Raw genomic sequence first — 12187 nt, 5'->3', positions numbered from 1 at the left:
GGCCAAGACTGGATGAAATTACAGAAAAAAACTTAGACGAATTGATGAAGCAGTCAAAGGAGATCAACGATCTTATAGAGAGTTTAAAGAAATAAATAATTTAAATAAAAGCTAAATGGATGGATTCCGCGTTGGAGTCCATCCATTTTTTTTAACTTATAAAAACAGTCTTAATCCATATAATATTTTTATCAATAATTTGTAGAATTATAATAAAAAGCCTGATCGAATAAATATAACAGAAAAATACTCATAGTTTATGAATAAATTATAAAAAATCTGTTGCTAAATTATTAAAAAGTGTATATAATACTATCTTATGTAATAGTAAAAATATATTAAAAAATTATATTGTAAATACAATTAAAAAGGAATAGAATACAATAGTTATTTTGAACTGTCAAATATTCCAAGTTGCAATTATTATTCACTACGGCAAAAGGGTTAAAATTATTTACATTGTAGTAGACAGGTGGAGTTGTTATGTATAAGAAAATAAGAAGAGTTTTAGTAGGCAGACCTTTGAAGAATGAAGCTCTTAATGATCAGAAAATGGGCGTCCTGTGGGGATTGCCTATTTTATCGAGTGATGCTATATCCTCTGTTGCATACGCAGGACAGGAAGTGCTGATGGTATTGATACCTGTTATCGGCCTGGGTGCATACAGACAGATGTCGTTCATTTCGGTTTCAATTATCTGTCTGCTTATGCTCCTGATGTTGTCGTACAGACAGATAATAGACAGTTATCCAAATGGAGGCGGTGCTTTTGTAGTAGCGAAGGAGAATTTGGGAATACATGCGGGTGTTACGGCAGGAGCTGCTCTGGCTGTGGATTATATACTTACGGTTGCCGTTAGTATATCCTCGGGTGTTGAACAGTTTACAACGGCCTTTAAAGAGTTCAAGCCTTATTCGGTATTGATTGCATGTGCCCTGGTGGTTTTGCTCATGATAGGCAACTTGAGGGGAATAAGAGAATCTTCGAGAATATTTGGAATACCTGCTTATTTGTTCATTTTTGGCATTGTCATAATGATCGTATGGGGAATTATTAATATAAAAAGAGGGTATGTGCCGCCGCCGCCGAAAAATATGCCAGCTGTCGTAGAGCCTTTATCGATAATCCTCATACTAAGGGCTTTCTCAAATGGCTGTACTGCTCTTACAGGTGTCGAAGCAGTCAGTAATGCCGTTCCGAATTTTAAAAATCCAAGTAAAAAATATGCAAAAAGAGTTCTGTTTCTATTATCGATGATAATACTCATTTTATTCGGAGGAAGCTCGGTACTGGCAAATTTATACAAGGTTAATCCGCAGGGCAACGCCATGCTTGTGCTCATAGCCGAAGAAATCTTCGGACATGGCTTTATGTTTTACTATATAACAGCTACAACTTTCATAATCCTGGTAATGGCAGCAAATACTGCATATTCGGGGTTCCCCATGCTCATATCGCTCATGGCAAAGGAAGGCTATGCTCCGCGTCAGCTCAGTATGAGAGGGGACAGACTCAGCTATGACAATGGCATAATCCTATTGTCCATAGTTGCCTCAATACTGATGATTATATTCAAGGCAAAGGTAACCAGTCTGCTGGGGCTGTATGCCATAGGTGTTTTTATTTCATTTACACTTGCCCAGACAGGGATGTTTGTAAAGTGGAAAAACAGCCAGGAAAAAGGCTGGAAGTACAAGGCTGTTATCAATGGCATTGGTGCGGTTGTCACCGCAATAGTTGTCGTTATAATCGCATTTACCAAATTTGAAGAAGGAGCATGGCTTGTAGTCATATTGATTCCTGTGTTGATCTTCATGGTTTTCAAGGTAAAGAAGCATTACAATGCGGTTATGAGACAGCTCAGGTTAAAGCCTGAAGAAATCGCCGAATTCGATATAAATAAGGCAGTGTATACAAACCGGGTCATAGTGCCCATTGAGAGTATCAACAGATCCAGCTTGAGAGCACTGCGGTATGCCAGAACCATATCTGAAAATGTTGTAGCCTTCAGTGTGGCAATTGATGATGAAAGTGCAAAAAAGATAAAGGAAAAGTATGATGCTCTGAATATAGATATTCCGTTAATCACAAAATACTCGCCTTTCAGAAGGGTTGTAGATCCTTTGCTGAAGTTCATTGAATCGGCCGAGTATGATTATCAGAACGGGGACATGATTACAGTGATCCTTCCCCAATTTGCAGTAAAGAAATGGTGGCATAAGATCCTTCACAACAATACAAGGTATTATATTGAAAGAGAGCTGCTCAAGCATAAGCATATAGTAGTATCTGTCATGCCGCTGCAGCTGCGTGACGATGATTTTGTATTGAATAATCCGAAATATGATTAAACACTATTTATTCTATTGTGCATTATGCATTAATATATAATTAAGTAATAAATTATTTAAAGTCGAGGCGTTTAAATTATGAAATATAGTATTGGAATTGAGCTGGGTGTAAAAAACATAGTGGCCGGAATCCTGGACAAGAATGGTAAATTATTGCGTCGTGACACTATTCCCACCAACAAGGACCGGGAATTTGAAGAGATCATAAGGGATATGTGCGCATTGGTCTCAAAAATTCTCAGTGATGAAGATCTTGAGATTAAAAATGTCAGGTATATAGGTGTCGGCTGTCCCGGGATAACTGACAATTTTAATGGGATAGTACTAAAAAATTATACGATGAATCTTAGTAACGCTAATGTGAGAGCAGAGATTCAAAAATATTTTAATGTTCCTGTCTACGTTGAAAACGACGCAAACTGTGTTGCAATCGCCGAATATTTGCTGGGAGCTGCATACGGTACCGGCAATTCTCTCACTGTCAAGGTAGGAGTCGGTATTGGCGGAGGTATCATTCTGGAGGGCTGTATTTACAATGGGCTGAATTTTGGAGGGACAGAGTTTGGCCATATGGTGATAGATTTTAACGGCAGACCGTGTATTTGCGGAAGGAAAGGCTGCTGGGAGCAGTATGCTTCTGCATCGGCATTGATCAACCAGACAAAACAGTTAATTGAAAAATATCCGGATTCAATACTTGCAAATATCGCTTCGAACTGCTGCAACAACCAGATAACCGAGCTTACCATATTCGAAGCTGCCAAAGCAGGTGACGAAATGGCCAAGCAGGTATGCCGGGAATATGTTATTTATTTTGCAGAGGGCCTTGCAAATATTGTAAATATTTTAATGCCGGAAGTTGTCATACTCGCCGGACCTATCAGCAAGCTGGGAAACAGCCTTGTTTATCCGCTTGTGGATCTTTTGAGGGAAAAAATCTACTGTAAGGAATTACATATACCGGAATTTAAAATGGCCGAGATGGGAAATGCCGGTATAATAGTTGGAGCAGCCATGCTGGGCGCCTTTAAGGATGAAAAATTATCAGATCTGATATAAAAAATGTTTTATTTGTGCCGGTTTATTTATATGCGTTTAATACGCAGGATTGGAGGCAGGCTATGGCTGATATAAAATATGAAATAACGGAAACTATTGGAGTTTTAGCGGAGTCAAATAAGGGCTGGTATAAGGAATTGAACCTTATCAGCTGGAATGACAGGGCGCCAAAATACGACATACGTGATTGGTCGCCGGATCATGAGAAAATGGGTAAGGGTGTGACACTTTCCAGGGAAGAACTCATTGAGCTGAAGAAGTTATTAAACAGCATGGATTTATAAGGATTAAAAACATAAATTAATTCGTTGTGCTTATTAATTTGGGCTTGCTTTACTGTGTAATTTATTATATCAACTGTAACTTCCGTACTAACTTCATAAAATAAGGGTGCACCCAAAACAATTACGAAAATTGTATCGTCTCATTATAAAGCGATTTTGCCGTCGCTCAAACTCGACATCCTGTCTCGATTTGAAGCTCAAAGCAGCGTCCTGCTGCTTTGCCGGCAAAACCGCTTTACCTTCGTCGACAATTCATCGTAATTGTTTTTAACCGTGCATCTTATTTTATGAAGTTGTCCTCACGTTACAAGTTTATTCAAAATAAATCTGTCTGTAAAGCAAAGCAAGATTTAATTGGCACAAAAGAGTAATTAACTCAACGGATTGCACATTGCACCAGTTGATTCTAATAGAATTTATCTGAAAGTGAATTAAACCCGGACAATAAAAAGTGGCCAGGACGATCATGCCCTGGCTTTATTGTGCCCTTGGCGGACACTGTATTTGCTTGGGTAAGGTACTATTTCCTTTCGAAAGATTGACAGTCGGTACACTCAATCTCTGTAGGATTATCTTCATGAGTACCTACCTTGATTTTGTTTAATGCACAATACCCGTCATTTTTACTATGATTTGCACAGGTATATATGCTGCACTCTATATTGTGATTGTTGTGTGATTTAAACGGATTCATTGATATCACTCCTTTTCTGTAAGGAAAATAGTATTTCATATATATTATTAGTATTTATTAATTTAATATTCGATATAATTTTTCTCAAAAAATAGAGAAATGGCAAAAAAGTAAATATTATAAAGAAAAATTGGGAAAAAACTAGTAATACTAATTTAATTTCATGTTGACACAATATGTTGCTTGGTGATAGTATTAATACACAATATATGGCATTAAAAAAAGGAAAATTTTTATAACACAATACTACATAATTCTACAATTCAAACAGTTTCAAATAATATTTTGTAAATTTTATATAAAGCCGGCACATTCCGGTTAGAGCGTTTGGTCAAACTAAATATTGAGAAAAAGACATAAACGTGTTCACTGTTGAGCAATAAGCATTGCTCATATTTATTGTGCTGTTTTGATGAAATGCTGTGTAAAATATTTAGAGGGGTGGCAAGTTACAAATGATTACCAAAATCAGGAAACGTGATGGGAGAGAAGTACCTTTTAACATTGAAAAGATAGCCAGTGCAGTGTTTAAAGCGGCAAGCGCAACAGGAGGAAAGGATTATAAAACCGCCGTGGAGCTGGCCGAAAGGATTGTAGCCTACATTGAGGAATCAATGGACAAGAGAGTACCGAATGTTGAGGAAATCCAGGACGCAGTTGAGAAGGTCTTGATTGAAACCGGACATGCCAGGACTGCCAAGGAATTTATATTATACAGGGCTGAGCGGACAAAAGTCAGAGAGATGAATACGCGCCTGATGAAGGTATATGAGGAACTTACCTTTAAAGATGCCAAAGATAACGATTTGAAGAGGGAAAATGCCAATATAGACAGTGACACTGCTATGGGCACCATGCTGAAATATGGTTCGGAAGGTGCAAAACAGTTTTATGAAATGTATGTTTTGAAACCTGAACATGCAAAGGCTCATAACGAAGGAGATATACATATCCATGATCTGGACTTTCTTACACTGACAACCACCTGCTGCCAGATCGATATTGTCAAGCTGTTCAAGGGAGGGTTCTGCACCGGACACGGCTATCTGAGGGAACCAAATGATATAAACAGCTATTCCGCCCTTGCATGTATCGCCATTCAATCAAACCAGAACGATCAGCACGGCGGGCAGAGTATTCCAAACTTTGACTACGGAATGGCGCTCGGAGTTGCCAAGACCTTTGAAAGAGGCTACAGGCAAAACCTTAGAAAGTCACTTGAGCTCTTAATGGACAGGGATCTGGAGACTGAAATTAATTCAGTGAGCGAACTGGTAAACAAGGAACATAATTTAAAGCCTTTGCTGAACAGGATGGAAGCCTATATAAAGGCAGAGAGGAAGTACCTTCTTGAATATGTAAAGGATGAAGCGGTTCTGGATAAGGCTCAGGCTTTTGCGGTTAAGAAAACCGAAAGCGAGACCGACAGGATAACCTTCCAGGCAATGGAGGCCTTTGTACACAATCTGAATACAATGCACAGCCGTGCGGGGGCGCAGACGCCGTTCAGTTCGATTAATTACGGTACCGATACTTCACCCGAAGGAAGAATGGTTATAAAGAACCTTTTGCTCGCTACCGAAGCAGGTCTGGGAAATGGTGAGACACCTATATTCCCGATACATATTTTCAAGGTGAAAGACGGGGTAAATTACAAGCAGGGAGATACCAACTACGATCTGTTCAAGCTGGCCTGCCGTGTAAGCGCCAAAAGACTTTTCCCGAATTTTTCATTTATTGATGCCCCCTATAACCTTAAGTACTACAAGGAAGGGAATCCTGACACCGAGATTGCATATATGGGCTGCAGAACAAGAGTAATAGCCAACACTTATGATCCGTCCAGGGAGACTATTTTCGGCCGGGGAAATCTGAGCTTTACTACAATCAACCTGCCAAGGATTGCTTTGAAAAGCAATAAAAACCTCAATATGTTCTTTGATGAATTGGACAAGAAAATAGACCTGGTTATTGACCAGCTCTATGAGAGATATTTGATACAGGCCGAAAAAAGGGTTAAAAACTTTCCATTTCTTATGGGGCAGGGGGTATGGCTGGATTCAGACAAACTGGACTGGGAGGATGAAGTCGGAGAAGTGCTGAAGCATGGCACACTGACAATCGGCTTCATAGGTCTGGCCGAGTGCTTGAAAGCCCTTACGGGAAAGCACCATGGTGAGTCCGAACAGTCCCAGAATCTTGGCCTGGAAATCATCGGCTATATGAGAAAGAGGATGGACGAGGCCAGCCAGAAGTACAAAATGAACTTCAGTGTGATAGCAACTCCTGCCGAGGGCACCTGCGGCAGATTTATAAAATATGATAAAAAGCTCTTTGGAGTTATTGAAGGAGTTACCGACAGGGAGTATTACACAAACAGCTTCCACGTTCCTGTATATCATAAGATAAATGCCATCGACAAAATAAAAATCGAGGCGCCGTATCATGAAATGACCAATGCAGGCCATATTACGTATGTTGAAGTAGACGGTGACCCCTTGAACAATCTGGACGCCTTTGAAAAGATCATCAGGGCAATGAAGGAGTCGGGAATAGGTTACGGCTCAATTAACCATCCTGTGGACCGAGATCCTGCCTGCGGCTATACCGGAATAATCGGAGACACCTGCCCAAGCTGCGGCAGAGAAGAAGGCGACAGAAAATTTGAAAGAATCAGACGTATTACAGGCTATTTGGTGGGAACGCTTGAACGCTTCAACGACGCGAAGCAGGCAGAGGTAAGGGACAGAGTAAAGCACATGTAAAATATGGGTCAAAAACTGAATAATGATACTGAAAGTATCATTATTCAGTTTTTTTAGTGCAATTGTACGGTATAGATATACTTAAAGTTTAATTGTATTTTTTAGAGGCATTGTACAGCATAGATGTACTCAAACTATTCAGTTTTTTTAGTGCAATTGTACAGTACGAAATACTTAAAGTTTAGGTGTATTTTTTTAGAGGCATTGTACAGTATAGATGTACTTAAACTATTCAGTTTTTTTAGTGCAATTGTACGGTATAGATATACTTAAAGTTTAATTGTATTTTTTAGATTGTACAGCATAGATGTACTTAAACTATTCGGCTTTTTAGTGCAACCGTACGTGCGAGCTATTTAAGTTTTATGTGTATGGAACAAATGCAAGTACAGCATGGGAGGAATATATGGGTGTACAGCTGAGAATTGCCGGAATTATCAATGAATCTATTGCCGACGGGCCGGGCATCCGTATGGTGGTTTTTACCCAGGGCTGTTCACACAACTGTCCGGGCTGCCACAATCCCCAGACCCATCCCTATGATGCCGGAGAAGTGATCGAAATTGAAAAAATATTAAGTGATATAAAAAAGAACCCGCTTCTTGACGGAATAACCTTAAGCGGCGGAGATCCTTTCGAACAGGCTTCAGTCTGCTCGGCTCTTGCCGGTGAAGTCAAAAAACTGGGCCTCACTGTAATAACCTACACGGGGTATACCTATGAGCGGCTGCTTGAGCTCTCGGAGCAGAGAGAGGGATATGCCGGGCTTCTGGAAAACACCGATCTGCTGGTGGACGGTCCGTTTATACTGGGCCGTAAGGATCTTCTCCTCAAATTCAGAGGTTCTGCCAATCAGAGGATAATTGATATGGATAAGACAAGGAAGCAGGGCAGGCTTGTTCTTGCAGAAATATAGGGGCCGCATGTAACTTCTTGAGATATTTATGAATCAAAAACTTTTTCCCGGTCCTTTATTGGCTGATAAATATCCAATTCACAATAGTTATCATTTGACAGGCTTGTGTCTATATATTCAAATTCGAAAGGTGCGGCCGATTTGAAACCTGAGTTTGTGATCCATCTGCGGTATAAATGCACCAGCACCCTTCCCACCTGTCTGCCCTTTATATCATCCGGGCGAAAAAAACCGACAAAGCGGAAAACCACATATTTATGAGCGGGAATGGATATGCCAGTCATTCCTTCAGGAATATTCCCCAGATCAGGAACCTGGACCGAGGGAATATAGCTTACATATCCATCCTCATAATTGCTCCAGTCGGTATACCCGAAATATATGTCGGGATTGACCGGGTTTGCTATGCTGTTTTTGTGATTATAAAAAAATTCTTTGCCATGGGTGTTAGCGGCATTATCACCTGATCTGCTTTGTATTTTATACTTTTTCCCAACGAGGTTGAATTTCTGTTTGAAAATGTAGAAGGGTTTAAAGGTAACGGAATTCTGCACCGACATAATATCGTTTATATTGAATTTTTCCTGGATTTGAAGTGATAATTGCTCGGATTTCACTTTTAAGGGAGTATATCCGAATTTCTTTCTGAAAGCCCTTATATATGACTGTTCATGATCAAAGCCATATTCCATGGCAATGTCTATTATTCTCATATTTGTATTGACAAGTTCATTTATGCTGGAGGTGAGTTTTCTTGATTGAACATAATCCATGATGGCTTGCCCTGTCAATGACTTGAAAATTCTATGCAGGTAATATTTCGACACGCCGGTATAAAGAGCCAGATCATCCAGCGTGAATCTGTTTGAAATATTCTTCTCGACAAAGTCAATACATGTGCTGATGGTTTCCTTGGTATTTATCACAATTTTATACCTCAAATCAAAAAAGCAATATCTGTTCATTTCTAAGTAATTATACATGTTATCTTTATTAATGTAAATCATTCCCGCTTTCACTCACTCCCGCATTTTAGGGGAGTAGACTTGAAGTATTTTATGGGACGAGGAGGTATTTTTTATGAAGAAACGTGTTGTTATTACCGGTACCGGAGTGATTTCCTCACTTGGCAACAGTAGCGCGGAGTTTTGGCAGAATATAAAAAGAGGTAAATCAGGAATCAGCCAAATTGAAAGAGCTGACGTTTCGGATCTTCCTACTATTGTCGGTGCAGAGATTAAAAATTTTGATCCATCTGAATTTATTGATAAAAAGGAAATAAAAAGAATGGATCGTTTTGCACAGTTTGCAGTAGCTGCCGCCCAGATGGCCATAGAGGACTCAAAATTGGATATGGAAGGTTTGAATAAAGACCGGCTGGGCGTCATTATAGGAACTGGAATAGGCGGTCTGGAAACACTGGAAAACCAGCATAAAATCCTGTTGGAAAAGGGGCCCGGAAGAGTCAGCCCATTTTTTGTTCCAATGATGATTCCCAACATTGCCGCTGCAAATATTGCTATCAGATTTGGGGCAAAGGGCTTCAACGAATGTGTGGTCACAGCCTGCGCTTCTTCGGTCAACTCAATAGGTGATGCTTTTAAAATAATTCAGAGGAATGACGCAGATGTGATAATCGCAGGCGGCACCGAAGCCCCTATAGTAAGGCTGGCACTTGCAGGTTTTTGTGCAAATAAAACCATGACGACGAACAGTGATCCTTCAACTGCCTGCAGACCTTTTGACATGGACAGGGACGGTTTTATCATTGGTGAGGGAGCAGGTGTGCTCATCCTTGAAGAGTATGAAGCTGCAATAAAACGCGGAGCAAGAATCATTGCCGAGATAGTGGGATACGGATGTACAAATGATGCCTACCATATTACTGCACCGGCCGAAGGCGGGGAAGGCGCGGTAAGATGCATGAAGCTTGCAGTTGAAGATGCCGGAATAACAGCCCCGGACATCGGATATGTAAATGCCCACGGGACTTCCACCAAACTAAATGATAAAAGCGAGACGCAGGCAATTAAAACTGTTTTTGGAGAGTATGCAAAAATATTACCTGTAAGTTCCACCAAATCAATGACCGGACATCTCCTGGGAGCTGCGGGAGCCATTGAAACCATTATTACCGCACATGCATTAAAGGAAGGTTTCCTGCCTCCGACAATAAATTATAGAACTCCTGATCCCGAGTGCGACCTGAATTGTGTGCCCAACAAGGGAAAAGAAACAAATATGTCATATGCTCTGACAAATTCCTTTGGCTTTGGAGGGCATAATGCGACACTGGTAATGAAAAAAGTATAAGTTTGTTAAGAACCGCTCAATAAGTACATGCCTGGAACCGGTGTACCTGAATGCTTGTGCTTCCGCTCCTCAGGCGTGTACTTATAAGGGTGTTTATTTTGGTTATGATGCTGAGGCGTATTCAGCGCCGGTAAATAATGTTTATGCTATAAATAAAATTAACAATGTAATGAAAATAACTATTGAGTTTATAACGATTGCGGCGATTGCAAGTCCAGATTTTTGTGATTTCAGACCATATTTGATTGCCAGTGTATAGGAAGCTAAATTAAGTAGTAGACTGAATTTGGAGCCAAATACCAATATTAAAGAAGCAATGGATAGCCAGAATGCAATTTTTGCATTTCTGTCATTGGATTTATTAACTTCATCGGCTACGGCAGAAGTGGCTTGGTTGTTGCCTTCGAATTGTTGTGCGTACACGGGGGGAGCTTGTACCTGCATACCTGCCTGTCCTTGTACAGGTGTTTGTACTTGTCCATCTGTTTGCTGATGGTATGCTGATTTTGCCCTTTCCAAAGTCTCCAGTAAGGCTAAAATACTATTATAATATGGTATTTTTGCTGCCGCCCCAAGAAACTTTCCATCACCTATGTTCATTTCCTTTCCGATTTTGCCGACCCAGGCTTCCAAATGCAGGATACCGTTTTGATAGCCATACTTGAAACCTTGAAGCGGTAACATGACTCCTCCGGTTTTGTAATATTGTTCTCCCTTTTCAAAAACCAATTTAAAGTCCTTGCCTCTCAAATACTGCTGTATTGCACTCTCAACATCTTCCGGAGCCATGTTAAGAGCAACGTCGTTAATATACCTGCTTCCCATTATTTATGTACCTTCTTTCATAATTAATAAACATACAACATTATATTACAAAATATTCATATATTCAACAAATTATGGTACTAAATGATAGATATAACATTTGGCAAACAAATTTTTATTGAACCTCCCGGAAGGCTACATTTTGCCTGAAACATATGGCAGCACCTACCGCTGTGGCATATTCCGCATTGGGAGGGGTCTGGAAATTCACATCATACAGCTTGCTGAGCTGTGTGAAAATGTACTCTGACTGGGGAACGTTGGTAAGGTTTCCTGTCAGCACCACATCTTTTATTTTATCTATTCTTGTGTTGAATACTGCAATCATGCCAATGGTCTGGAAAACCAGATTTATTATTCCCATGGCCAGGTCTGATTTTGTAACCAGATCACTGATTTTTCCGAAGTTTGAGGCAGTGGTTTCGTTAGGCAGTGTTTCCATAACTTCTTTGGAGATATCGCCGATGGTCAGGTCCACATGTGAGAGGTCACCGCCGTTGGCGGCTTCGATCAGTTCGTCGAAGTGACGGACGTTGAGCATCCTGTTTGAAAGGCCCAGGAGGGTTCCGCCGCCGACTCCTGTACCACCCAGATGGACAGCCGTGTTGTTTTCAGCTTTGACAAGCGCCGTACCGGTCCCCATGCTGACAATGATGGCCTTGTTCAGATCACTGAGGAAAAGTCCCCCCATACCTATTGCCATAAACTCGTCGACTTTTCCGGTGGGAATTCCGAACAACCTGTTGTTTATAAACGAAGACCCCACCCCTGTGATCATGATTCTTTCTATATCCTCAATTTTTAATGAATGAGCAGTCAGAAATTTTCCGAATGCGCCGTAAACAGACGCTATAGGATCATTTGCACGGACCAGTAGCGGAGCTATCATGGTCTTTCCGTCAAAGCCTACTATTTTTGTTGTGCTGCCGCCTATATCTATTCCAATAACTTTACCCACAGAACCACTCCTTATAATTAA

At 40.4% G+C, this 12187-nt stretch carries 10 protein-coding genes; 6 read left to right on the top strand and 4 right to left on the bottom strand.

What is annotated here, in order from left to right; translation table 11 throughout:
* Positions 1-483: 483 nt before the first annotated feature.
* The 3 genes from CTER_RS16165 to CTER_RS16155 all read left to right on the top strand — a co-directional run bounded on the left by CTER_RS16165 (position 484) and on the right by CTER_RS16155 (position 3695).
* Positions 484-2352: an APC family permease gene (locus CTER_RS16165; RefSeq protein ID WP_004627159.1), complete on the top strand. Its 1869-nt coding sequence runs from the start codon at positions 484-486 to the stop codon at positions 2350-2352.
* A gap of 78 nt (positions 2353-2430) precedes the next feature.
* A complete protein-coding gene (locus tag CTER_RS16160; protein ID WP_004627178.1) occupies positions 2431-3411 on the top strand; it encodes an ROK family protein in 981 nt (326 codons plus the stop codon).
* A gap of 62 nt (positions 3412-3473) precedes the next feature.
* Complete coding sequence (locus CTER_RS16155; protein WP_004627113.1) at positions 3474-3695, top strand: YdbC family protein; 222 nt, start codon at positions 3474-3476, stop codon at positions 3693-3695.
* A 520-nt stretch (positions 3696-4215) separates the two neighbouring features.
* On the opposite strand, the gene CTER_RS27730 is transcribed toward CTER_RS16155, so the two are convergent.
* The gene (locus CTER_RS27730) at positions 4216-4389 is read right to left on the bottom strand and encodes a DUF1540 domain-containing protein (protein WP_004627047.1); all 174 of its coding nucleotides are present in this window, start codon (positions 4387-4389) and stop codon (positions 4216-4218) included.
* Positions 4390-4844: 455 nt separating this feature from the next.
* On the opposite strand from CTER_RS27730, the gene CTER_RS16150 reads away from it, so the two are divergent.
* Together CTER_RS16150 and nrdG are read left to right on the top strand one after the other, a co-directional pair.
* Entirely contained in the window at positions 4845-7154 is a 2310-nt protein-coding gene (locus CTER_RS16150; protein WP_004627088.1) for an anaerobic ribonucleoside triphosphate reductase, read from the top strand.
* Between the two features lie 406 nt (positions 7155-7560).
* Positions 7561-8070 carry an anaerobic ribonucleoside-triphosphate reductase activating protein gene (nrdG, locus tag CTER_RS16145; protein WP_004627078.1) on the top strand — a complete coding sequence of 170 codons (510 nt, stop codon included), beginning with the start codon at positions 7561-7563 and terminating at the stop codon, positions 8068-8070.
* A 26-nt stretch (positions 8071-8096) separates the two neighbouring features.
* On the opposite strand, the gene CTER_RS16140 is transcribed toward nrdG, so the two are convergent.
* Positions 8097-9035, bottom strand: a complete 939-nt coding sequence (locus tag CTER_RS16140) for an AraC family transcriptional regulator (RefSeq protein WP_423219205.1) — start codon at positions 9033-9035, stop codon at positions 8097-8099.
* A gap of 115 nt (positions 9036-9150) precedes the next feature.
* Here CTER_RS16140 and fabF point away from each other — a divergent pair, with 115 nt between their 5' ends.
* Positions 9151-10383, top strand: coding sequence for a beta-ketoacyl-ACP synthase II (fabF, locus tag CTER_RS16135; protein ID WP_004627058.1), 1233 nt, complete (start codon positions 9151-9153; stop codon positions 10381-10383).
* 141 nt (positions 10384-10524) lie between these two features.
* On the opposite strand, the gene CTER_RS27060 is transcribed toward fabF, so the two are convergent.
* Both CTER_RS27060 and coaW read right to left on the bottom strand, forming a co-directional pair.
* On the bottom strand, positions 10525-11208 hold the full coding sequence (locus tag CTER_RS27060) for a hypothetical protein (protein WP_004627108.1): 684 nt from the start codon (positions 11206-11208) through the stop codon (positions 10525-10527).
* A gap of 115 nt (positions 11209-11323) precedes the next feature.
* Entirely contained in the window at positions 11324-12166 is an 843-nt protein-coding gene (coaW, locus tag CTER_RS16125; protein WP_004627117.1) for a type II pantothenate kinase, read from the bottom strand.
* Positions 12167-12187: the final 21 nt, after the last annotated feature.

The sequence above is a fragment of the Ruminiclostridium cellobioparum subsp. termitidis CT1112 genome (assembly GCF_000350485.1).
Taxonomy (GTDB): domain Bacteria; phylum Bacillota; class Clostridia; order Acetivibrionales; family DSM-1351; genus Ruminiclostridium; species Ruminiclostridium termitidis.
Note: the sequence above shows the minus strand (reverse complement) of the source record. Positions and strands in the feature narration are given on the sequence as shown.

What these genes read in the sequence shown, in the direction of transcription:
- CTER_RS16165 (WP_004627159.1), top strand. Translation starts at nt 484, where the DNA reads ATGTATAAGAAAATAAGAAGAGTTTTAGTAGGCAGACCTTTGAAGAAT.
- CTER_RS16160 (WP_004627178.1), top strand. Translation starts at nt 2,431, where the DNA reads ATGAAATATAGTATTGGAATTGAGCTGGGTGTAAAAAACATAGTGGCC.
- CTER_RS16155 (WP_004627113.1), top strand. Translation starts at nt 3,474, where the DNA reads ATGGCTGATATAAAATATGAAATAACGGAAACTATTGGAGTTTTAGCG.
- CTER_RS27730 (WP_004627047.1), bottom strand. Translation starts at nt 4,389, where the DNA reads ATGAATCCGTTTAAATCACACAACAATCACAATATAGAGTGCAGCATA.
- CTER_RS16150 (WP_004627088.1), top strand. Translation starts at nt 4,845, where the DNA reads ATGATTACCAAAATCAGGAAACGTGATGGGAGAGAAGTACCTTTTAAC.
- nrdG (WP_004627078.1), top strand. Translation starts at nt 7,561, where the DNA reads ATGGGTGTACAGCTGAGAATTGCCGGAATTATCAATGAATCTATTGCC.
- CTER_RS16140 (WP_423219205.1), bottom strand. Translation starts at nt 9,035, where the DNA reads ATGAACAGATATTGCTTTTTTGATTTGAGGTATAAAATTGTGATAAAT.
- fabF (WP_004627058.1), top strand. Translation starts at nt 9,151, where the DNA reads ATGAAGAAACGTGTTGTTATTACCGGTACCGGAGTGATTTCCTCACTT.
- CTER_RS27060 (WP_004627108.1), bottom strand. Translation starts at nt 11,208, where the DNA reads ATGGGAAGCAGGTATATTAACGACGTTGCTCTTAACATGGCTCCGGAA.